This is a genomic window from Kitasatospora sp. MAA4 (assembly GCF_029893355.1).
In the GTDB taxonomy this organism is placed as follows: Bacteria; Actinomycetota; Actinomycetes; order Streptomycetales; family Streptomycetaceae; genus Kitasatospora.
Window position 1 is genome coordinate 116,075 of sequence record NZ_JARZAI010000005.1, and the last position, 21,929, is coordinate 138,003.

At 68.2% G+C, this 21,929-nt stretch carries 23 protein-coding genes and 1 pseudogene; 11 read left to right on the plus strand and 13 right to left on the minus strand.

Translation table 11 applies throughout. The annotated features are described in order from the left end of the window. Window positions 1-15 precede the first annotated feature (15 nt). Complete coding sequence (locus P3T37_RS08935; RefSeq protein ID WP_280722938.1) at window positions 16-921, plus strand: MerR family transcriptional regulator; 906 nt, start codon at window positions 16-18, stop codon at window positions 919-921. 20 nt (window positions 922-941) lie between these two features. Here the strand turns inward: P3T37_RS08935 and P3T37_RS08940 are convergent. Continuing rightward, a pseudogene (locus P3T37_RS08940) lies at window positions 942-1,292 on the minus strand (helix-turn-helix domain-containing protein); the annotation flags it as partial. 89 nt (window positions 1,293-1,381) lie between these two features. Here P3T37_RS08940 and P3T37_RS08945 point away from each other — a divergent pair. The 3 genes from P3T37_RS08945 to P3T37_RS08955 all read left to right on the plus strand — a co-directional run bounded on the left by P3T37_RS08945 (window position 1,382) and on the right by P3T37_RS08955 (window position 5,423). Then, the gene (locus P3T37_RS08945) at window positions 1,382-2,593 is read left to right on the plus strand and encodes a pyridoxal phosphate-dependent aminotransferase (RefSeq protein WP_280722939.1); all 1,212 of its coding nucleotides are present in this window, start codon (window positions 1,382-1,384) and stop codon (window positions 2,591-2,593) included. Window positions 2,594-2,772: 179 nt separating this feature from the next. Continuing rightward, window positions 2,773-5,028 carry a terpene synthase family protein gene (locus tag P3T37_RS08950; protein ID WP_280722940.1) on the plus strand — a complete coding sequence of 752 codons (2,256 nt, stop codon included), beginning with the start codon at window positions 2,773-2,775 and terminating at the stop codon, window positions 5,026-5,028. A 62-nt stretch (window positions 5,029-5,090) separates the two neighbouring features. Beyond that, window positions 5,091-5,423 carry a YnfA family protein gene (locus P3T37_RS08955; RefSeq protein ID WP_280722941.1) on the plus strand — a complete coding sequence of 111 codons (333 nt, stop codon included), beginning with the start codon at window positions 5,091-5,093 and terminating at the stop codon, window positions 5,421-5,423. Here the strand turns inward: P3T37_RS08955 and P3T37_RS08960 are convergent. Further along, a complete protein-coding gene (locus P3T37_RS08960) occupies window positions 5,401-5,985 on the minus strand; it encodes a TetR/AcrR family transcriptional regulator (protein ID WP_280722942.1) in 585 nt (194 codons plus the stop codon). The two genes, P3T37_RS08955 and P3T37_RS08960, sit on opposite strands and share 23 nt — an antisense overlap. Window positions 5,986-6,118: 133 nt before the next feature. On the opposite strand from P3T37_RS08960, the gene P3T37_RS08965 reads away from it, so the two are divergent. Together P3T37_RS08965 and P3T37_RS08970 are read left to right on the plus strand one after the other, a co-directional pair. After that, window positions 6,119-6,598, plus strand: a complete 480-nt coding sequence (locus P3T37_RS08965) for a peroxiredoxin (protein WP_280722943.1) — start codon at window positions 6,119-6,121, stop codon at window positions 6,596-6,598. Between the two features lie 146 nt (window positions 6,599-6,744). Further along, the gene (locus tag P3T37_RS08970; RefSeq protein WP_280722944.1) at window positions 6,745-7,626 is read left to right on the plus strand and encodes an LLM class F420-dependent oxidoreductase; all 882 of its coding nucleotides are present in this window, start codon (window positions 6,745-6,747) and stop codon (window positions 7,624-7,626) included. 93 nt (window positions 7,627-7,719) lie between these two features. On the opposite strand, the gene P3T37_RS08975 is transcribed toward P3T37_RS08970, so the two are convergent. The 9 genes from P3T37_RS08975 to P3T37_RS09015 form a co-directional block, all read right to left on the minus strand. Next, a complete protein-coding gene (locus P3T37_RS08975; RefSeq protein ID WP_280722945.1) occupies window positions 7,720-8,346 on the minus strand; it encodes an HAD-IA family hydrolase in 627 nt (208 codons plus the stop codon). Between the two features lie 33 nt (window positions 8,347-8,379). After that, window positions 8,380-9,942, minus strand: coding sequence for a glycosyltransferase (locus tag P3T37_RS08980; protein WP_280722946.1), 1,563 nt, complete (start codon window positions 9,940-9,942; stop codon window positions 8,380-8,382). 66 nt (window positions 9,943-10,008) lie between these two features. Beyond that, window positions 10,009-10,923 carry a sugar phosphate nucleotidyltransferase gene (locus tag P3T37_RS08985; protein ID WP_280722947.1) on the minus strand — a complete coding sequence of 305 codons (915 nt, stop codon included), beginning with the start codon at window positions 10,921-10,923 and terminating at the stop codon, window positions 10,009-10,011. A gap of 82 nt (window positions 10,924-11,005) precedes the next feature. Continuing rightward, window positions 11,006-11,506, minus strand: a complete 501-nt coding sequence (locus P3T37_RS08990) for a hypothetical protein (protein WP_280722948.1) — start codon at window positions 11,504-11,506, stop codon at window positions 11,006-11,008. Next, window positions 11,503-12,036, minus strand: coding sequence for a dCTP deaminase (locus P3T37_RS08995; protein WP_280722949.1), 534 nt, complete (start codon window positions 12,034-12,036; stop codon window positions 11,503-11,505). The genes P3T37_RS08990 and P3T37_RS08995 overlap by 4 nt, the downstream gene beginning before the upstream one ends. Window positions 12,037-12,065: 29 nt before the next feature. Then, a complete protein-coding gene (locus P3T37_RS09000; protein WP_280722950.1) occupies window positions 12,066-12,590 on the minus strand; it encodes a deoxycytidine deaminase in 525 nt (174 codons plus the stop codon). Next, the gene (locus P3T37_RS09005) at window positions 12,587-13,144 is read right to left on the minus strand and encodes a hypothetical protein (RefSeq protein WP_280722951.1); all 558 of its coding nucleotides are present in this window, start codon (window positions 13,142-13,144) and stop codon (window positions 12,587-12,589) included. Before P3T37_RS09005 ends, P3T37_RS09000 begins: the two co-directional genes overlap by 4 nt. Window positions 13,145-13,196: 52 nt before the next feature. Beyond that, window positions 13,197-13,646, minus strand: coding sequence for an ATP-binding protein (locus P3T37_RS09010; RefSeq protein ID WP_280722952.1), 450 nt, complete (start codon window positions 13,644-13,646; stop codon window positions 13,197-13,199). Beyond that, window positions 13,634-14,413 (minus strand): TauD/TfdA family dioxygenase, encoded by a 780-nt coding sequence (locus P3T37_RS09015; protein ID WP_280722953.1) that lies wholly within the window; start codon window positions 14,411-14,413, stop codon window positions 13,634-13,636. Before P3T37_RS09015 ends, P3T37_RS09010 begins: the two co-directional genes overlap by 13 nt. 181 nt (window positions 14,414-14,594) lie before the next feature. On the opposite strand from P3T37_RS09015, the gene P3T37_RS09020 reads away from it, so the two are divergent. The 5 genes from P3T37_RS09020 to P3T37_RS09040 all read left to right on the plus strand — a co-directional run bounded on the left by P3T37_RS09020 (window position 14,595) and on the right by P3T37_RS09040 (window position 19,987). After that, a complete protein-coding gene (locus P3T37_RS09020) occupies window positions 14,595-15,041 on the plus strand; it encodes an NUDIX domain-containing protein (protein ID WP_280722954.1) in 447 nt (148 codons plus the stop codon). 65 nt (window positions 15,042-15,106) lie between these two features. Then, window positions 15,107-16,189 carry a helix-turn-helix transcriptional regulator gene (locus P3T37_RS09025; RefSeq protein ID WP_280722955.1) on the plus strand — a complete coding sequence of 361 codons (1,083 nt, stop codon included), beginning with the start codon at window positions 15,107-15,109 and terminating at the stop codon, window positions 16,187-16,189. Window positions 16,190-16,440: 251 nt separating this feature from the next. Next, entirely contained in the window at window positions 16,441-17,832 is a 1,392-nt protein-coding gene (locus P3T37_RS09030) for a hypothetical protein (protein WP_280722956.1), read from the plus strand. 33 nt (window positions 17,833-17,865) lie between these two features. Further along, window positions 17,866-18,774 (plus strand): aminoglycoside phosphotransferase family protein, encoded by a 909-nt coding sequence (locus P3T37_RS09035; RefSeq protein ID WP_280722957.1) that lies wholly within the window; start codon window positions 17,866-17,868, stop codon window positions 18,772-18,774. A 247-nt stretch (window positions 18,775-19,021) separates the two neighbouring features. Then, window positions 19,022-19,987 (plus strand): hypothetical protein, encoded by a 966-nt coding sequence (locus P3T37_RS09040; RefSeq protein ID WP_280722958.1) that lies wholly within the window; start codon window positions 19,022-19,024, stop codon window positions 19,985-19,987. Window positions 19,988-20,126: 139 nt separating this feature from the next. On the opposite strand, the gene P3T37_RS09045 is transcribed toward P3T37_RS09040, so the two are convergent. Next, on the minus strand, window positions 20,127-20,762 hold the full coding sequence (locus P3T37_RS09045; protein ID WP_280722959.1) for an MBL fold metallo-hydrolase: 636 nt from the start codon (window positions 20,760-20,762) through the stop codon (window positions 20,127-20,129). Window positions 20,763-20,770: 8 nt separating this feature from the next. Next, entirely contained in the window at window positions 20,771-21,856 is a 1,086-nt protein-coding gene (locus tag P3T37_RS09050) for an S-(hydroxymethyl)mycothiol dehydrogenase (RefSeq protein WP_280722960.1), read from the minus strand. Between the last annotated feature and the right edge of the window lie 73 nt (window positions 21,857-21,929).

The following is a 21,929-nucleotide window of genomic DNA, read 5'->3' on the forward strand; positions in this document are numbered from 1 at the left end:
TCGTACCATGGAGGCATGAGCACGGGGATCGAACGGAGCTTCACCATCGGGGCGCTCGCCGAGGCCGCCGGGGTGAGCGTGAAGACCGTCCGCCACTACTCCGACGGCGGCCTGCTGCCGGCGCCCGCGCGCAGCAGCGGCGGCCATCGGCGCTACGGTGAGGCCGCGTTGGAGACGCTGCTGACGATCCGCCGGCTGCGGGCGCTGGGGCTGCCGCTGCCGCTGGCCGGTGCGGTGGTCCGGGCGGAGCTGTCGCTGGAGGACGCGCTGGCCTCCCAGCAGGACGAGGTGGAACGGCAGTTGACGGAGCTGCGGTGGCGCTCGGCCGGCCTGCGGGCGCTGCGGTTGGCGGCCGGCGATCCGGCCGGGCTGGAGCTGCTGGGCGAGGCGATGCGGCATGCTCCCGGCCGGGACGCCTTCGCCGACTTCTGGCGCCGGGTGCTGCCGCTGCGGATGCCCGCCAAGCTCCGCTCGGCGATCGTCGACGCCGCGCTGCCCGAGCTCCCGGACGAGCCGACGGCCCGTCAGGCGCTGGCCTACGCACAGCTGCACGCGCTCACGGCCGACCGCGCCGAGGCCGCGGCGGTGCGCGGCCGGAGCCCGATGGACTGCGAGGACGCGCCGGAGTTCTTCCACGGCCTCGGCGAGGCGTACGCGCTGGCCGGCGCGGAGTTGGCGCGCTCCGCCGCTCCGCAGCCGGGCCAGGCGCTGGACTGCTTCGTCGCGGTGCACGCCCGCGCGGAGCGCAGCGTCGACTCCGCCGACTTCCGGATCGCGCTGGGCCAGCAGCTGATCGCCACCGCCGACCCGGCGATGACCCGCTACTGGACCCTGGCCGGCGAACTCACCCCGGAGCCGACGATGGGCGAGGCCCACGTCTGGCTGACCGAGGCGCTGGGCGTGTGGCGGCGCGCGGCTTAGACCCGCTGGCCGGTGGTGACCCAGTGCCCGCGCACCGCGTCGGTGGGCCGCTGCTCGCCGAGCGCGTCCAGGCCCCACGCCCCCAGCGCCGCGACCACCTCGCGCAGCGCGGTGCCGCGCTCGGTCAGTTCGTACACCGTGGCGTTGGCCGGGCGCTCCAGCCTGCGGCGCATCAGCAGGCCCTCGCCCTCCAGCTGCTTGAGCCGGGTGGCCAGGATGTCGGTGCTGACGCCGGGCAGGTCGGCGTGCAGATCCGTGTACCGGCGGGGGCCGCCGAGGAGTTCACGGACGATCAGGAGGCTCCAGCGCTCCCCGACCGCGTCCAGGGCGCGGGCGACAGCGCAGTACTGGTCGTAGCTTCGGCGTGACATGGGGATCAGCATAGCCAAAAGGTTGGACTTTCCAAGTGGTTACTTGGTAGAACAAAGCAACCAGCATGGTGATGGTCGGGAGGCCCCCAGTGGAGTATCGGCAGTCCAGCAAGCTATCGGGCGTGTGCTACGAGATCCGCGGCCCGGTGGTCGACCAGGCGAACGCCCTGGAGGAGGCCGGACACAGCGTGCTGCGCCTCAACACGGGCAACCCGGCGCCCTTCGGCTTCGAGGCGCCCGAGGAGATCCTGCAGGACATCATCCGCAACCTCCCCAACGCGCACGGCTACAGCGACTCGCGCGGCATCCTGCCCGCCCGCCGCGCGGTCGTGCAGTACTACCAGCAGCGCGGTGTCACCGGAGTCGACGTCAACGACGTCTACCTCGGCAACGGCGCCTCCGAGCTGATCCAGATGTCGATCACCGCGCTGGTCGACGACGGCGACGAGGTGCTCGTCCCGGCCCCCGACTTCCCGCTCTGGACGGCCGTCGTGCGCCTCGCCGGCGGCAAGGCCGTGCACTACCTCTGCGACGAGCAGGCCGAGTGGTACCCGGACCTGGACGACATCGCCGCGAAGATCACCCACCGCACCAAGGCCATCGTGGTGATCAACCCCAACAACCCCACCGGCGCGGTCTACCCGAAGGAGCTCCTGGAGGGCATCCTGGACCTCGCCCGCCGGCACGGCCTGATCGTGCTGGCCGACGAGATCTACGACAAGATCCTCTACGACGGGGTCGAGCACCACTGCCTGGCCGCGCTCTCCGAGGACGTCCTCACCCTCACCTTCAACGGCCTCTCCAAGGCCTACCGGGTGGCCGGCTTCCGCAGCGGCTGGCTGGTGGTCTCCGGCCCCAAGGAGCACGCCAGGGACTACCTGGAGGGCCTGACCATGCTGGCCGGCATGCGGCTGTGCCCCAACGTCCCGGCCCAGTACGCGGTGCAGGCCGCGCTGGGCGGCCACCAGTCCATCCACGACCTCACGCTGCCGAACGGCCGGCTCACCGAGCAGCGCGACGTCACCTGGCGCGCGCTCAACGAGCTGCCCGGCGTCAGCTGCGTCAAGCCCAAGGGTGCGCTGTACGCCTTCGCCAAGCTCGACCCGGCCGTCCACAGGATCCACGACGACGAGCGGTTCGTGCTGGACCTGCTGCTCCGCGAGAAGATCCACATCGTCCAGGGCACCGGCTTCAACTGGCCGCGGCCGGACCACTTCCGGTTCGTCACACTGCCGCGGGCCGACGACCTGGAGACCGCGATCAGCCGGATCGGGCGCTTCCTGACCACCTATCGTCAATAATCCGCTGCTGCAACCGGTCTGACGGTTCTTCACTCCAAAGATCACTTGCGCCCCCACCCGCACGCCTCCCGGCGCTACCGTACGCGTCTTACGGGCCGTCGATCGACTACCGAGACTGAGGTCCTAGACGATCGGCGGCCGAGCGCGGCCTGCCCAGGCCCGTCCCGGTGGGGGGAACAGTGACTCAGCCCTTTGAACTGCCAGACTTCTACACTCCGTACCCGGCCCGGCTCAACCCGCATCTCGAGCACGCGCGCGAGCACACCTCGAAGTGGGCCCGCGGCATGGGCATGCTGGAGGGCTCCGGCATCTGGGAGCAGCGCGACCTCGACGACCACGACTACGCCCTGCTCTGCTCGTACGCCCACCCGGACTGCGACAGCGACGCGCTGGACCTGGTCACCGACTGGTACGTCTGGGTGTTCTTCTTCGACGACCACTTCCTGGAGACCTTCAAGCGCACCCGGGACCGGGCCGGCGGCAAGGCCTACCTGGACCGGCTGCCCGCCTTCATGCCGATGGACCTCTCCGACGGCTTCCCCGAGCCCACCAATCCGGTCGAGGCGGGCCTCGCCGACCTCTGGGCGCGCACCGTCCCCAGCATGTCGGTCGACTGGCGGGCCCGGTTCCGCAGGAACACCGAGCACCTGCTGAACGAGTCCGACTGGGAAATCGCCAACATGAACATCCAGCGGATCCCCAATCCGGTGGAGTACATCGAGATGCGCCGCAAGGTCGGCGGCGCGCCCTGGTCGGCCGGCCTGATCGAGTACGCCGCGAACGCGGAGGTGCCGGCCGCGATCGCGGAGAGCCGCCCGCTGCGGGTCCTGCGCGAGACCTTCTCGGACGCCGTCCACCTGCGCAACGACCTGTTCTCCTACGAGCGGGAGACCCAGGACGAGGGCGAACTCTCCAACGGCGTCCTGGTGCTGGAGAAGTTCCTCGACCTCGGCACCCAGGAGGCCGCCGAGGCGGTCAACGACATGCTGACCTCGCGGCTCCACCAGTTCGAGAACACCGCTCTCACCGAGCTCCAGCCGCTCTTCGCCAAGCACGCGGTCGCCCCGGACGAGATCGCCCGGGTGCTGGCCTACGTCAAGGGCCTCCAGGACTGGCAGTCCGGCGGCCACGAGTGGCACATGCGCTCCAGCCGCTACATGAACAAGCGCGCCGTGCTGGGCACCGAGGGCAGCCGCTTCTCGGTGCTGCCGATCGGGCTGGGCACCTCGGCGGCGGACCTGCGCCGCACCCTGGACCTGCCGAACGTACTGCGCAGCTTCACCCACGTCCCGTACCAGCAGGTCGGCCCGCTGCCGCTGCCGGACTTCTACCTGCCCTTCACCCCCCGGCTCAGCCCGCATCTGGGCTCGGCCCGCGCCCACTCCACCCAGTGGGCCCGCTCGATGGGCTACCTGAACGCCGTACCGGGCGTGCCCGACTCCGGCGTCTGGGACGAGCACAAGATCAAGTCCTACGACCTCGCGCTCTGCTCGGCCGGCCTGGGCCCCGACTCCACCCCCGAGGCACTCGACCTCTCCGCCGACTGGCTGATCTGGGGCACCTACGCGGACGACTGGTTCCCGCTGGCCTTCTGCCACCCGGCCAACCCGGTCGGCGCGCGGGCCTGCGTCGAGGATCTCGCCCGCTACATGCCGCTCGACGCGCCCGACGCCGCCCCCGTCCCGACCACCGCCCTGCAACGCGGGCTGGCCGACCTCTGGGCGCGCACCGCCGGTCCGATGCCGCTGCCCGCCCGGCAGGGCTTCCGAGCCTCGGTAATGGCGATGCTGGAGAGCTGGATCTGGGAGGTCGACAACGTCGCCCTGCACCGGATCCCCGACCCGATCGACTACATCGAGATGCGCCGCCTCACCTTCGGATCGGGCCTGACGATGAACCTCATGCGGTTCTCGCACGGCCGCGGCGTGCCGGCCGCGGTCTTCGAGTCCGGCCCGATGAAGGCGCTGGAGAACGCCGTCAGCGACTACGGGTACCTGATCAACGACTTCTTCTCCTACCAGAAGGAGATCCAGTTCGAGGGCGAGATCCACAACGCCATCCTGGTCGTGCAGAACTTCCTCAACTGCGACCTGCCGCACGCGGCGGCCGTGGTCAACGACCTGATGACCTCGCGGATGCAGCAGATCGAGCACCTGATCGCCCATGAACTCCCGGTCATCTTCGACGACTTCGGCCTCGACGCGGTCCAGCGCGCGGAGCTTGCGGAGTACGTCGAGGACCTGCGGAACTGGATCACCGGCATCTACGTCTGGCACCGGGGCATCGGCCGCTACCAGGAGTCCGAGCTGGAGTACCAGCCGGCCTCGCACCACCGCCGCCAGGCCACCACTCCCCCAGGTGTCAGGCTCCCCCTGGTCCCCGGCCCGACCGGCCTTGGCACCTCGGCCGCCCGGCTCCCGACCCTGACCCGCTGACCTGGGCCTTCCCACTCGCAGACGGTCGTGGCGGCCGCGGAACCTGACCTACGCTGGCCGCCATGACCGTTCTGCGTTCCGTCGCCCTCTTCGCCGTCGCCGCCCTCGCCGAGATCGGCGGCTGCTGGCTGATCTGGCAGAGCGTGCGCGAGTCCCGGCCGTGGTGGCTGGCCGGGATCGGCGTGCTGGTGCTGGGCTGCTACGGCTTCGTCGCCGCCTTCCAGCCGGACAGCCACTTCGGCCGGGTGCTGGCCGCCTACGGCGGGATCTTCGTGGCCGGCTCGCTGGCCTGGGGCGTCGTGGTGGACGGCTTCCGGCCGACCCGCTACGACCTGGTGGGCGCGGCGATCTGCCTGGCCGGCGTCGCCGTGATCATGTACGGTCCGCGCCACTGACCAGCTCGCGCACCGCGCGCTCCAGCGAGCGCGCCACCCCCGCCGGGTCACCGAGCGCCGCGCCCACCATCGCGCCGTCCCGCAGCAGCATCAGCAGGTCAGCTCTGGCGGACGGCTCCGGTACACCCGCCTCCTCCAGCAGCCGCACGACCAGCCCGCGGAACCAGCGCCGGTGCTCGGCGATCGCCAGCGCGACCGGGTCCTGCGGATCGGGGTACTCCGCCGCCGCGTTGATGAACGGACAACCGCGGAACCCCGGCCCGCACATCTCCTGCCCCAGCCGCGCGACCAGCACCGGCAGGAACTCCCGCGGCGTCAACTCCGCGAGCCCGGCCGCCGCTTCGGCCCGGATCCGGGCGTCCCACTCCTGGACGTAGGAGCGGACCAGATCCTCCTTGCCGGGGAAGTGCCGGTAGAAGGTCGCCCGGGTGACGCCGGCCTCCGTGACGATCCGGTCGACGCCCACCGTGTGGATGCCCTCGGCGTAGAAGAGCCGAGTGGCGGCGTCGAGGACCCGGGTGCGGGCGGCGGAGGCGGCGGGGGCCGGGGCGTACGTACTCACCCCACCGACGGTACTGCACGCGCGCGCGGCCACGCCGACCTGCGGTGCTGGCGCGGGCATCCCCGCAGGGCTACCATCGCGAGAGACAGAACGAACGTTCTATCTCCCCAGTCCCTGCCTAGCGAGGTCCCTCATGGCCAAGACACCCGAAGTCGGCACCCCCGCACCGGACTTCACCCTCCCCGGCCTCCTGCTGGACGGGACCGCCGACGCCGAGCGCCGCGACTACCGCCTCGCCGAGGCCAAGGGCCACCCCCTCGTCCTGGTCTTCTACCCCGGCGACGACACCGCCGTCTGCACAAAGCAGCTCTGCTCCTACACCTCGGACCTCGACCGCTTCAAGGACCTCGGCGCCACCGTCTGGGGCATCAGCCCCCAGGACCTGGACAGCCACGAGCGCTTCGCCCGCAAGCACAAGCTGGCCTTCCCCCTCCTCGCCGACACCGACCGCACCGTCGCCAAGGCCTTCGGCATCGCCGTCCCCGGCCTCGGCCTGCGCCGCTCGGTCTTCATCCTGGACGCCGAGGGATCCATCCACTGGAAGCACGTCGCCCTCGCCGGCCTGACCTTCCAACACAGCGACACCCTCACCGCCCAACTCGCGGCACTCTGAACAGAAGCAGGCGCCGCTCGCACCCGCGACCATCCTCTGATCAACGCACCGGCATTGACTGGCTCACAACAAGTTGATGAACTGGCGGTCGGCGCTGGCCGATTGGGTGCCGGCGTCGCCAGGTTGTCTACGCGTAGGGAGCGTTCATGGTTCGCCCGTTCCGGTTCGGCGTCAATCTGATCACCCCGGCGGAGCGCGGTCAGTGGCGCGAGAAGTGCCGCAGGGCGGAGGCGCTCGGGTATGACGTGATCGCGGTGCCCGATCATCTGGGGATGCCCGCGCCGTTCCCCGCGCTGGTGGCCGCGGCCGAGGCCACCGAGCGGCCCCGGTTGGGGACGTTCGTGCTCGATGCCGGGTTCTGGAATCCGACGCTGCTCGCCCGTGAGGTCGCCACCACGGACCAGCTCACCGGCGGACGCCTTGAGCTGGGGCTCGGTACCGGCTATGTGAAGGCGGAGCACGATGCGGCGGGCCTGCCGTTCGGCACGCCCGGCGAGCGCGTGACCCATCTCCAGCGCACGATCGAGGAGTTGGACCGGCTGTACGGCTCGGACGACTTCGTGCCGCAGCCGTTGCAACGGCCTCGCCCGCCGCTCATGATCGGCGGCAACGGTGACCGCGTCCTGGGGCTGGCCGCCCGGCACGCCGAGATCGCCGCGTTCAGCGGCGGGCGCGCGGACGGGGACGGCACTCCGACCGTGATCACTGCCGCGCAGCTGGACGAACGCGTCGCCGCGTACCAGCGGTTCGCCGCCGACCGCGCCGAGCCGGCCGAGTTGAACCTGCTGATCTACCTGGTCGCGGTCACCGACGACCGCCGGGCCACCCTGCGGCCGTCCCTCGAAAGGATCCCGCACCTCACCGAGGACGAGGCCCTGGACCTGCCGACCCTCCTGGTCGGCACGGTCAAGCAGATGGCCGAGCAGCTGCGCGCGCAGCGGGAGCGGTACGGATTCACGTACATCACCGTCCTGGAGCCCTCCATGGAGGCCTTCGCCCCGGTCATCGAGGAGCTGCACGGCGAGTGAGCGAGCGCCAGAGCTGAGCATTGAGTAGACGACGGCCCCGGCACAGCGACGCCCTCACCGCCCAACTCACGGCACTCTGAACGAAATCCGCAGTTAGAACCGAACGAGCACCGGGATGCCCAGAGCATTGAGGTCCCGGGCGAAGTCCTCCACGCCGGTGTACAGCGCGGCCTGGAGACCCGCGTGGCGGGCAGCCGTGACGTACTCCGCCTTGTCGTCGGTGAACCAGATCCGGCGGGGAACGAGGTTCATGCGTTCGGCAGCCCGCTGATAGGCCAGCGGGCTGGGCTTCTGCACCTCCAGGTCGGATGAGGACAGGACGAGATCGAAGGCTTCGCTGAGACCGTGGGCTGCGAAGTCGGAGTGCAGCTCGTCAGTGAAGTTGGACAGTACGGCGACCGGCACGTGCCTTCGGGCCTGCGCCACCAGGTCGACCATGACCCAGTCGACGTCTCCGCGATCGGCGCACCAGGGGGCGATGGCAGCTGCGGCCTGCGGCCCGCAGTCGGCGGTGAGGCGGTCCCGGACGCCCTGCACCCACTCACGATTGCTGATCACTCCGACCTTGGCGAGGTCGTAGGAGGGGTGCTGGTAGGCGTAGTTGGCGAGGGTTCCGGCGGGCAGGCCGGCGGCTCGCTCTCCCTCGGCTTCGCCGGTGTTGTGGAAGCGTTGGATGAGGCCGTGGCAGTCGAGCAGCAGGCCGTCGACGAGCGGTTTCATGGTGTCCCCTGGGGCTGGTGGCGTGGTGGTGGGTCAGACGGCGGCGGTGTCGAGCGCCTGCGCGTACTGCTCCTCGTACCGGTCGGCGACACTGGCCCAGCGGTAGGTGGACAGGGTGTGCCTGCGGCCGTTGGCCGCGCGTCGTTCCCGCTCGGCCGGGTCGGCGACCGCACGCACGATCGCCTCGGCGAGGTCGCTGGGGTCGTGGGGGCGCACGAGCCAGCCGGTGGCGTGGTCGCCGTCGGGAATGATCGTGTGGGCTGGGCCGCCGGTGGCAGTGCAGATCGGCGGGGTGGCGCAGGCCATCGCCTCCAGGTAGACCATGCCGAAAGGCTCGTTCACAGCCGGGGCCACCATCAGGTCAGCGACATTGAGGCCGGTCGGCAGCTCGTCGTGACCGCGCCAGCCGACGAAGTAGACATCGTCCTGGATACCGAGGTCGGTGGCGATCTCCATCGGGTGCATTCCCTCGCACTCGCCCGGGTAGCCGCCCCACAGCACGAGTGCGGGTGCCGGGTCCAGCTGAGCGCGCGCGATGGCGAAGGCTTTCAGCAGGTCGGGCACCGCCTTGAACTCCAGGTACCTGCCAACCCAGAGGAGGATCGGGCGTAGCTTGCCGTCGCGGTCCCAGAGGCGGTTAAGGGCTTCGTCGCCGTACCGGATGCTTCCCGAAGGCTGGCCCGGTGCCCATCCCTGCGGGTCCGTGATGAGCCAGTGCCTCAGCTGCGCCATTCGGTCGGAGTCCTGCATTCGCCTCGGAGTGAAGACCTCGGTGTCAACGCCATTGGTGATGACAGGGACCTCGCGCCCGTCGAGGGGCAAAAGGCGGTGGGCGAGGCTGCGATCGTGCTCGGAGACGGTGACAATGCGGCCTGCGTTGGCGACGGCGGTGCGCAGCGCCTGAAGTCCGGTGCGGGCGTACTTCCACTTCTCCCACGGCGTGTTCAGCAACATGGCGGTGTCGGCATCGTTCAAGCCGGCCCGGTGGGCGATGATCAACGCCCTGCCAGTACGTCTCGGATTGGCACTGTGCAGCTGATCGGCCAGATTGAGAAGAGAGACTTCGGCGCGGTCGGCCAGGGCGATATGCCGGGCCATGCCCTCCATCTGCTTCAGTTCGGTGCCGTGCAGAGTGGTGAGGGTGGGGATGCCAGAGTAGGCGGCGCCGGCAGCGGCCTGCAGATAGCTGAGGTGGTGCAGGTGAACGAGCTGGGTGTCGGTGGTGCGGTTCGCGAGGAGGTGGCGCGTCCAGGCGCGCGTCAGATTCTCCACGGCGGCGGGTGATACGGCGCTGAACATCTGGTCGGGCACATCGCCCCGGTCCTCGTAGGACGGGTGGAACGGGAGTTCGGGGTGGTATTGCCCGCTCTCCCCGTTCTGGAACCCGGCGGCGGCCGGGTTGTAGTCGTAGGCGGCAACGTCGAGGCCGCCGTAGAAGGTGGGAGCGTGGCCCGGGTCGCCCGGCCGGCCGAGCGACCCGGCGTGAAGTCGAGTGGTGAAGCCGCGGCGCTCCAACTCGCCCAGGAGGTAGCGGTTCATCGGGGCGGAGCCACCCCGCGGGAAGAAGATGTGCGCGGAGTCGAGCGTGAGGGCCATGTGCGGGCGTCCTTACGTCAGGCCTCGGGTCGGACCACCGTGATCGTGATCCGACCCGAGGGCGGCTCAGATGGTGGCTTCCGGGTCGGCGTGGGCGCCGAGGTCGAAGGCGAACCGGCGGAGCTCGGGGCCGAACTCACGGTGCGCGAACGCGGCGGCGATCTGCGCCTTGAGGTAGTCCAGCCGGGAGCCGGTGTCCCACCAGGTCCCCTCCAGGACCTGCCCGAACACGGGGCTCGTCGCCGCGTAGGCGTTGATGGCGTCCGTCAGGTAGACCTCGCCGTTGCGGTGCTCGTGCCAGCGGTGCGTCTGGCGTTCCAGTTCCGCGATGATCGGCGGGGTGATGACGTAGCCGCCGATCGCGGCGTAGGCCGACGGCGCGTCCTCCACCTTCGGCTTCTCCACCAGGCCGGAGACAAGCAGGCGGCCGCCTCCCTGGTCCTCCTTCACGATCGGGACACCGTAGCGAGGCGCGTCGGCCGGGTTCATGGGCATCAGCGCGAGGACGGGCGCCCCGGTGATCGCGTACGCATCCACGAGCTGCTGCGCCCGGGGGACCTTCGACACGAAGACGTCGTCGGGCCACAGGACCATGACCGGCTCGTCGCCAAAGCGGCTGGCGGCGTTGACGATGGGCGTGCCGTTGCCGTACGGGCCGTCCTGGTACACCCAGCTGATCCGGGCGTTGAGGTCGACCACCGCACGGACGGCGGCAGCCAGCTCGTCCTTGCCGGCCGTGGTGAGCTGGAGGAGCAGGTCCTCGTCCGGCCGGAAGTGCTGCTGGACCAGGTCCTTGCGGCCGGAGACGACGATGATGATGTCGGTGATACCGGAGGCGACGAGCTCTCGCACCGTGTGCTCGATCACCGGCATGTCGCCGATGGGCAGCATCTCCTTCGGAACAGCCTTCGTGAACGGGAGGATGCGGGTGCCGAGGCCGGCGGCCGGGATGACGGCCGTTCGGATCGGGGTGGTGCTCATGCTGGGGTGTCCTTCGATTCGGGTTCCTGCCAAGCGGATTGGGGCAGGCCGAAGACGCTACCAATAGCAGCCGGGTGATCACTCACGGTGCCGACCAGGCGTAGGGGTCGGGAGCCACGCCCCACTTCGTGCCCCGGTACTTGTCCGGGAACTCCTGGCTCACGGGGATGAGGCCGGCGGAGTCGCCCCGTTGGATGACCACCCCGATGTCGGGGGCGTAATCCAGGAGAAGCTCGCGGCAGGCACCGCAGGGAGCGACGATCCGCGCCGGGCCCTCTTCCGAAGGCTTCGGGTATCGGACGGCGGCGATGGCGACGGGCGAGGCGCCGCACAGGATGGCGGACGACAGAGCTGCCGTCTCCGCGCAGACGGAGAAGCGGCCGACCATCGCCTCGGAATGAAGGCCGACGATGATTCGACCGTCCGCCGCCAGGATCGCGGAAGCGATCTGATGACGCTCCACCACATACCGCTGCCGGATGAGGTCGAAGGCGACGCTCACCAGACGCCGAGCCTCGAATTCGGTGCACAGGTGGGCCGGGTTCATCTCGAACTCTGGGGACTTCGTCAGCGGCGAGGTCATGCTGCCACCCCCAGCTGGTCTCGATGGATCAGCGACGGCTGCGGCCCCTGGCTGCCCTGGTACTTGCCGCTGTAGAGCAGCGGCCTTCCGAAGGTCCGCCAGAAGGTGATCTGCGCCAGGCGGTCACCGGCATAGATGCGCAGCGGCTGGACTGCGTGGAACTGAAACGTCGTCTGGCCCAGGCTGCCCTGGTCGATCAGGTCGGCGGTGACGTGGACGAAGGCGCCGAGGCGGGCGGCACCGGAGCGGGAGCGGATGATCGGGACGTAGAAGTCGCTGCCGACCACCTCCACCGAGGCGCCGAGGTAGATCCGGTTCGGCTGCAGAACGTAGCCGTCCGGCGGAATCTCCACCGTGGTGAAGGAGTTGGCGCGCCGTGTGTCCAGCACCTCGTCGGTGTAGTACAGGAGAGTGGGCCCGACCGCCAGGTTGTAGCTGTTCGGATTGAGGTGCTGCTCGTCGAACGGATCGAGGGTGAGACGCCTGTGGACCAGCTGATTCTGGATCTCCGGTCCGGTGAGGATCGACATGGTGTCGCCTCCAATCTGGTGATGGATGCTCAGGCCGCCGTAAGGAGGCCGGGAGGTGGTGTGGTCGCCACGTCGATGGCACCGAAGTAACCGCTGTAGAGGCGCTGCGCACCATGGATCGTCCAGAAGGACACCTGGCCGGCCTTCATCCCCGGGTAGATCCGCGTCGGATGCACGACCTTGATCTCCAGCGTCCAGCAGTGGCAGGCGCCGAGGTTGCCGAGATCGGCGGAGTACTGGAGCCACACACCCAGCCGGCCAAGGGAGGAGCGACCGATGAGGGACGGCACGAACTCCGTACTCCCGAACGCCTCCACCGTGGTGCCGAGATAGATCCGCCCGGGTCGCAGCACGAAGCCGTCGTCCGGGATCGTGATCTCGTCCAGAGCGTGACTCTGCGCGCGCACATCGATCACGCCGCCTCGGTGGGTGCGCAAGGTCGGGCCGAGGCGGTAGTTGTAGCTGTTGGGATTGACTTGGTCGACGGTGAAGGGCTCAATGGTGAGGGCGCCAAGGTCCTTCTGCCGCACGATCTCGTGACCAGTGAGGATCACCGGATCACCGCCTCGGCGAACACGCCCGCACGGTCCCTCAGATCACTCAGGGTGCCGGCGTTCCCGATCCGGTGGTCCGGGACGATGCCCGGCTCCGCCTCCGTCGCGTGGTTCTCGTCGCCGGGGGAAAGGTCGCCGCGGCTCGCCTTTCGTACCCGGCGCAGCGACTCCGGCGCCACCACCTGAACGAACGAGAAGCCGAGGACGTGAAGGGCGTCGACGTCCGGCGCCCGCACGTCGTCGCAGAGGATCACGGCGTTGGGGCTGGCGGCCATCGCCCGCTTCACCTGGAGTGCGAAGTCATCCACGAGAGCGGTGGGGTTGATCCGGCGCACGTGGGCGCCGAGGGTGTTGAGGAGCTGACCGTCCTGCCGGCCCGGCGGCGGCGCGGGCAGTCCGCTCTCGACGTACACACTCTCCTGGAGCCGGTAGAGCAGGGCGCCCACCTTGAGCGTGACCACGACGCGGCCTCGCTCGGTGAGTGCCTCGGCCAGCAGGGAGGTGAACGTGCTCTTCCCCACTCCGGGCCTGCCGTACAGCGCAAGTCTGGTCAACTGCGGTACCTCCTGACGTTTTTGCTTCGGGGGTGGCGAGGCCAACCCCTGATTACTTCTCGCTCGGGCATGCCAGGTCGGATGGAGTCTCCGCAGCAATCAAGGCCCACGTGCGTTTTCCGACCCCGCCCCGGCGGACGACACCCCAGCGCAGGCTCAGCGCCTGGACGATGAGAAGCCCACGTCCGCCTTCTGCTTCACAGTCCGTCTGACGTCGGGTCGGCAACATCGCGCTTGCGTCATGCACCTCAACCGTCAGGCCGTACGGCCCCGGAGCGAGTGCGACCTTGACGCCCGCCTCACAGCACGACTGGCCATGGATGACGGCGTTGCTCGCCAGCTCTGCCGCGACCAGCTCAAGGTCGTCGATCAGACCGGTGTGATATCCCCACTGCCGAGCTGCTCGCCGAACGTGCGCACGGACGATGGGTACGAAACCCAGGTCGCTGGCGAAGGCCATATGCCAACTCGGCCCTGGTGCGGGGTCGGTCAGGCTGCGCATGCCTTCCTCCCCTTCGCCTCAAATCCGGGCGGCAGAGCGACAGCGGGCAGCGGTATCCCGAGTGCTCGATGGAGTCGCCGCAAGCCGGTGAAAGCGCGACGGGCGTGCAGCCATCGATGGTTGTCGATCAGGAACGCCTCACCGGAGGCGAGTCGCAACTCGCCGCGATGCCGCTCAATCGCGGCGCGTAGCGTTGACACATGGGGGGATGCCTCGGGAGAGAACCGAGCAAGGGCGTCCTGCCGGAAGCGCAAGGCCACCCGCCCGTTGCCAACCTCGGAGAAGACGGACCCAAGGTGCCCGTCGCCGCCACCGAAGAACGCCGACCGACGGGCGGACAGGGCATCGAGCGCTTCGCGATTGTGTGCGGCCAGATCAGCGTGAACCGCCTGGCCATCTACCAGAACGCACTCGCCGCCCGTATCCGCCGGACGCGCGCAGGCGAGCAGCATCAGCCGCGGCGGACGCGCGACGCCGGACCGTTCGGTGTGCGGAAGAATCTCGCCGTTGCCGAAGCCGGCGAAGCCCACCTGCCCAGCGTGTCGACCGGTATCCCGGATGACGGTCAACCCGTCGGGGTCGCTGTCGCATTGGGGCAAGATCGTCATCAGCATCCGCACGAGATCCAGTACCTGAGCCCGTGCCTTCAGGCCGTCAAGGGTCACCACCCCACTCCCCCTGAGACGCTCGCCTATCCGTCCCGCAAGGTCCGGAAGGTGGATGTCCTCGAAGTGCTGCTCGAAGATCTCATCGGCGCGTGCGGACATGGCGACGTCCCTTCGTGTCGGGGCAAGTGGGTGCTGCTGGTCTCTCACTGTCGGGCTCTGCCGCGCCACCAGTAAAGTGACTGACTGTCAACTCGCGATCTCACTCTGTGCGACAAGATCCCGTCCGGCTGACTGCTAGGTTCGGCCCGTCACTGACCGCCTGCTCACTGCGAGGAAGCAAATGACTGACACCCCGGACTTCATCCCCCGCGCCTTCCCGATCTCCGTGAAGGGCGTCGTACTCGACCACCAGAGCAGGGTGCTGCTGCGCAGGAATGAACGCGAGGAATGGGAACTGCCGGGCGGGAAACTTGAACTCGGAGAAGAACCCGCCGCCTGCGTCGTACGGAGGACCGAGGCGGAGAGCGGCTGGAAGGTCAACGTCGGCCCACTGCTCGACGTCTGGATGTACGAGCCGATCCCCGGTCGCTACGTCTTCATGGTCACGTACGGCTGTGCTCTCCTGGACGCGGCGGCGCCGGTGGTGAGCGGCGAGCGCAGGGAGATCGGACTGTTCGGCGAAGAAGAGATCGCGGGCCTGGTCATGCCCCAGGGCTACAAGGAGTCCATCACGCGCTGGTACTCCCTCCTGCGGTCGACTGACTCCAAGAAGGGTGAGGTGCCGTAATGATCACTGAGCGAGCGACTACTGTCGGACTCTGGCGCTGGGCCACTCCGCCTGCACAGGCGATCTTGGCGAAGCGGGAGCTGGGGGCGATCCTGCGCTACCACCGTCAGCTCCACGGCCTCTCGCAGACCGTCCTCGGCACCCAGCTCGGCTACGACAAGACCTACATCTCGCTGCTGGAGAACGGCCGCAGAACCATTCCAGACGTAGCTTCCCGCCGGCGGATCGCTGAAATCCTGGGACTTCCGGCCCATGTCCTCGGCGTTACCGACGCGGCCGACACTGACTTCGCTGCCATGCTCCAGTTCGGCGATTCCACGGTCCGCCTGGCTGAAATCGCCTGCCAGAGTGGGCACGCGACCGACGCCGTCAACGAGCTGTGGCCCTTGGCGGCCCGACTGGAAGCCCGAATCGCGGATGGTCACACCGAGCGAGAAGTGCTGGCCCTGCTTGCCCGCGCCTGGGTCGGTCTGGGCGTCGCGCTCGGCCATATCCTGCCTGAGGAACGGCTCGCCACAGCGGCACGGTGGACAGGTAAGGGCCTCGCCATCGCCCGTCGTCTCGACGATGGTGGCTTCCACGTCCATGCTCTGCGGGCGCATGGAAACGAGCTTCGCAAAGCCGGCCTGCACACGGTCGCGATCGATCGCCTGCGCCGAGCCCACTCGCTGGCAAGTGCCCCTGCGGATCGCGCCGCGGCTCTCGCACTGCTGGCACGAGCAGCTGGCGCCGCCGATCGCCAGGAACTGTTCGACCAGGCGGTGGCCCACAACCGCCGACTGCTCGATGAAGCCCCGCAGACACCGCTCTTCAATCCACTCGCGCTCCACGAGATTCACCTCCGTGGTCTCGTCGGCACCGGTCGGCCGGCGGAAGCGGCTCGGCTGCTCGACAACTCGCCAAGCCCCGGAATGCAGACCACTCCGCTGTGGCTCATCATCAAGCGCATCACCGTGGGCCACGTACTGCTGATTCAAGGTGACCGTGCCGCCGCGCAGGAACACCTCCAAGAGGCGGTGTCCGGCGCCGGAGCCCACCGACTCCCGCACCAACTCCAGCGAGTCCTCCGCATTTCCTCGGACTTGCCCGACATCCACGAGCAGGCAGCCGCGTGCCTCCAAAGCCTGCGCGAACAGTTGGCGGCATAGCGCACTGAGACGCCGTTCGGCGATAGCTGACATAGCGTCGTCTTCTCCCTTCACGCTGAGCGGACTGCGAGCTACGCCAGAGTTGCGGGCGCGGAACATCACGACAACCGGGAGAAGTCACGGACCTGGTGGAACACGGCAGGCGTCTCGGTCCCGCTCATCCGGATCCGTGAGAACTCACGGATCCGTGTCACGGAGCGTCCACCAGATGACTACGCTCGGGATCCAACGAGGTGTGAGGAGGTGGGCTCGTGCCGGGCCAGCATCGTCCGTCCTGCGCGAAGCAGTGGCGAGAGCACAGCAAGTCGGAACAGTGGACCCTTGAGCGGACGGCTGAGACGATCTGCCGCTGCTGCGGCGTCGGCCGGCTGCGGGCGCACCGCCTCGCTCGGGGCTGGACCCTCCAGGAGGCAGCCAGCGAGTTCCGCGCGATGTGTTTGGCAGGGGAACTCATTGCCCCGCGGCTGGATGAGGATCAGTTAGGGCTGTGGGAGACCCGTCCAGAACGTCGGCCTCGGGCCGCGACGGTGGATCTCTTGTGCCGGCTCTACCGGACCGATGCCCAGGGGCTCGGCCTGGCCGGGGACTACCGGGAGGTGCCGGCCTCGGCAACGCTGGCGCTGAACCAAGGAGGGCCACCGAGTTCGAGCCCCAGAGAGGTGGCCTCCGCCCACGCCGCCTCGCTGGACCAGTGGGTCGACTCCGCCAGGCAATCCGTGGACCGCACACTCGCTTCCGCAAGCGTGACCGCCAACCAGCTCGATCATCTCGACGAGCGGGCGCTGTGGCTCCGTCAGCAGTACGTCTTCACTGCGCCGACTCTGATGCTGACACTGCTGCTCGCGGACCTGGAGGAGGTCCGGGTGCTCTCCTCCGATCGGCAGCCGGCTGCTGTGCAGGTAAGACTGTCGGAGATGACCGCTCTGCTTGCTACGCTCGTGGCCGACGCGCTCATGAAGTTGGGGAGCCTTCGGCAGTCACGCGCCTGGTTCGCGACGGCACGCACGGCGGCGGACGACAGCGGAAACGTGGATCTACGGGCCCGGGTGCGAGCACAAGCAGCGATGCTGCCGTACTACTACGGGCCGTTGGAGTCCGCAGTCACGCTCGCACGCGAAGCCCGCCTGATGTCGCGCACCCGGCCGTCCGCAACCGGCGCCTTCGCGGCGGCTGCCGAAGCCCGTGCGCTCGCGCGGCAGGGGGATGCGCAGGAAGCGGACAAGGCCGTTCGGTACGCCCGTGCGACATTCGAGCAGTGCGACCACGGACTGGCCGACGACGCGTTCGCCTTTCCGTACCGGCGGTTGTTGCTCTACCTCAGCGGCGCGTACACCTTCCTGGGGCAAGTCCAGCAGGCCAGAAGCGTCCAGCAGGAGGCCCTACAGCTGTACCCGGACCAGGGCGGCATCGACCCGGCGCTGCTGCGACTGGAAGAGGCAATCTGCCTGGCGCGAACTCACAGCCTGACTGAGGCTTGCCAGCTCGCGGGCACCATCTATCTGCAGGTTCCGCCAGACCATCGAACACCGATCCTCGGAGCCCGTGCCCAGCACGTCATCGACGTGCTCCCACCTGCGATGCGAGCCGCTCGGGCGGCGCGGGAACTGGGCGAGGTCCTGGCGCTGCCGGCAGGGGCGACGTGACAGGCGAGCCAACGATCAGTCAGCCTTAGCCACATGACTGCACCGGCGCCGGTTCACGGCGGCTTCGCCGAGTCCGAACTGCACGAGATCCTCGAACGATCCTGCTCCTTGTCCGGCCTGGACGCGACGGACGCGACACTCCTGCGCGGCCACACCAATGCTGTGTTCCGTCTGTCCCAGCAGCCCGTCGTCGTCAAGATCGCCAGGCGCGGGTCACGCCTGGCCGATGTCCAGCGGACCGTGGAGTTCGTCCGCTGGTTGATGGACCGAGGCTTCCCCACCGTCCCGTTGCACAAAGCCGCCGAGCAACCACTCAATGTCGACGGCCACCCGGTGACCTTCTGGGACTACCTTCCCCAGCCCGACAACCCTGTCTCCGCAGCACAGATCGCCGGGCCTCTGCACGCCCTGCACAGCCTGCCCACCCCGCCGTTCGCTCTGCGGCCGATGAATACCGTCGCAGCCATCCGGTCGTCCCTCTCGGTGACCACCTGGCTGCCGACTCAATCGCTGACCTTCCTCTCCCGGCGAGTGGACCAGCTGGAGAACGAACTCGCCGATGTCACTTACGCCTTGCCTCCAGCCGTCCTTCAGGGAGACCCGCAGCACCGCAACGCTCTCCACCATGACCACAGTCGAGCGGTGTTGTGCGACTGGGACACGGTCACTTTCGGTCAGCCCGAGTGGGATCTGACGACCGTAGAGATCCACTGCCGCCGATTCGGCTACGGGCCAGCGCACTACCGGGCCTTCTCGGACGCCTACGGATTCGACGTGACGGCATGGCCCGGCTATCCCACCCTCCGCGACCTCCGTGAGCTCAGGATGATCACGACTAACGCGAAGAAGGCGCCCCTCACGCCGGCGACCATGCCTGAACTGCTGCACCGCATAGACGGCTTTCAGCAGCTGGACCAGAATCTCCTGTGGCACATCCTATGAGCGCGGACCTGGGCGCACAGCAAATCTCTGTGGCCGCCCTAGCCGACTCGGCCCCGCTTGCCAGTGGGGCCCGCCAAGGTTTCACTGGACGATGCCGTTTCGGGATCGAAGCTAGTGAAGTACGCGTTGTTACGAGCATTCAAGTTCAACCTCGGATGCAGGCAGATGCCGATCGTCGACCTAACCAGAATGCCAGGCCGGACACTGCTGTCGTGAATCTTAGCAATCAATCTATATTGGGACGAGCATGAGGTTTCGCGAGATCGATTTCCAGAACTTCCTCCTCTCACTGCTTCAGCGACTTGAGATCGGCGAGGTTGCCTCAGAGGTGAGGATCGCCAAATCGGCAATACTGGACCTCACCCTGCGGACGGAAAATCGTCTATACATCATCGAATGCAAGAGCGACGCTCCACAAACACAAGTACGGCTAGATAGTGTCGCGGCACAGCTTCTTAGATATCGCGACCTGAGCGCTAAGGCATCTCCCGCCCATACACCGGAACTTGTGCTTGCAACGCCAGGTGCTCTATCCAAGAGGAACACGGAGTTCCTTCAGGAGAACGGTATCAGCGTATGGGATGCGGCGTGGATCGCCGACAAGGCCGCCAGTGCAGGAATGTCAGCTGAGGCCCGGGAGTATATCGAACCGCCCGGCCGTGACCCTAGGCCTCTGGAGGTCCGAAGCAAGTCCACGCGGCTCGCGCAGCGCTTGAAGGACATTCAGCCAGGGAAAGCAGAGTGGTCCCATTATCAGAAGCTCTGCCAGGAAATTTTCGAATATCTTTTCTGCCCAGATCTAAATAGGCCGCTCGGCGAAAGCAAAAACGTCACCGGAGTCAATCGACGGGACTTCGTGATGCCAAACTATTCGCAGAGAAATTTTTGGTCTTTTATGCGCTCAGAATACAGTGCAGACTATGTCGTTGTCGATCCGAAGAACTATTCAGGAAAGGTTGGCAAGGAGCGAGTCCTGCAAGTTGCAAACTATCTTCAGCGTCACGGCCTTGGGCTCTTCGGAATAATCGTCTGTCGTTCCGGAATCAATCAAGCAGCCAAGCTCACCATACGAGAGCAGTGGATTCTACACGACAAGATGATCATCTGGCTGACAGATGATGACGTGCTGCAGATGCTGACGGACGCCGAATTTGGCGGCGATGCGACAGTGATGATTCGCCAGAAGATCGAGGACTTTCGACTGGGAATCTAGAGCACCGTCCGCCACGTATCGGGGCCCTGCAGGTTGTCAAGACGCACCGCTGAAGCGACACTCAGCACCCGCTCAGGGCTGAGCAGAGACGACGGCCCCGGCGGGAGGGGAACCCGCCGGGGCCGGAATACCGCGCGGATCAGTGGCCGCGGGCGATCCACTCGTCCAGCTGGGGTGCCTCGTCCGCGATCGTCGTGGTCGGGCCGTGGCCGGTGTAGACCACTGTCTCGGGCGGGAGGACCAGCAGGCGCTCCTCGATGGAGCGGATGATGGTCGGGAAGTCGGAGAACGACCGACCGGTCGCGCCGGGGCCGCCCTGGAAGAGGGTGTCGCCGGTGAAGACCGCGTCCAGCGCCGGCACGTAGAGGCTCACGCTGCCGGGGCTGTGGCCCGGGGTGTGGCGGACGTGCAGGTAGATGCCGCCGACGGTGATCCGCTGGCCGTCGCGCAGCTCCTCGTCGGGGCTGTCGCCGGGGTGCGCCTGCTTCCAGAGCGGCAGGTCGTCGGCGTGCAGCAGGATCGGCGCGCCGGTCAGCGCGGCCAGCGCGGGGGCGCCGTTGACGTGGTCGTTGTGGGCGTGGGTGCAGATGATCGCCATCACCCGGCGGTCGCCGACCTGGGCCGCGATCGCCTCGGCGTCGTGCGCGGGGTCGATGACCACGGCCTCGCGGTCGTTGGCGATGATCCAGACGTTGTTCTCCACCTCCCAACTGCCGCCGTCCAGCTCGAAGGTGCCGGAGGTGGTGAGGTGCTCGATCTCGGGTTCGACAGGCATCTGGTGCATCAGAACACCACCACGGAACGCAGCACGTCGCCGCCGTGCATCCGGGCGAAGGCTTCCTCGACCTGGTCCAGCGCGATGGTCTCGCTGACGAAGGCGTCGAGGTCGAGCCGGTCCTGGAGGTAGAGGTCGATCAGCATCGGGAAGTCGCGCGAGGGCAGGCAGTCGCCGTACCAGGAGGACTTCAGCGCACCGCCCCGCCCGAAGACGTCCAGCAAGGGGAGCTCCAGTTTCATCTCGGGCGTCGGAACGCCCACCAGCACCACGGTGCCGGCCAGGTCGCGGGCGTAGAACGCCTGCTGGTACGTCTCGGGGCGGCCGACCGCCTCGATCACCACGTCGGCGCCGTTGCCACCGGTCAGCGCGCGGATCGCCTCGACGGCGTCCTCGGCCTTCGAGTTGACGGTGTGGGTGGCGCCGAGGCGCAGCGCGGTGGCGAGCTTGCGGTCGTCGATGTCCACCGCGATGATCTTCGCCGCGCCGGCGAGGCGCGCGCCCATCACGGCGGCGTTGCCGACCCCGCCGCAGCCGATCACCGCGACGCTGTCGCCGCGGCCCACGTTGCCGGTGTTGACGGCGGCGCCGAGGCCCGCCATCACTCCGCAGCCCAGCAGGCCCGCGGCGGCCGGCGAGGCGGCCGGGTCGACCTTGGTGCACTGGCCGGCGGCGACCAGGGTCTTCTCGGCGAACGCGCCGATCCCCAGCGCCGGGGAGAGCGGGGTGCCGTCCAGCAGGGTCATCGGCTGCTTGGCGTTGTGCGTGGCGAAGCAGTACTGCGGCCGACCGCGCCGACAGGAGCGGCACTGCCCGCAGACCGCACGCCAGTTGAGGATCACGAAGTCACCGGGGGCGACCTCGGTCACGCCGTCGCCGACGCTCTCCACCACGCCGGCGGCCTCGTGCCCGAGCAGGAACGGGAAGTCGTCGTTGATCCCGCCCTCCCGGTAGTGCAGGTCGGTGTGGCAGACCCCGCACGCCTGGACCTTGACCACCGCCTCCCCCGGTCCGGGATCGGGTACGACGATGGTCTCGACCTGCACCGGTTCGCCCTTGCCCCGGGCGATGACGCCCTTGACCTGCTGTGACATACGGCCCTGACCTTTCCTTGCAGAACGGCGGAGCCGAACGGCCCCTCGGGACGATTGTCTCCCGAGGGGCCGT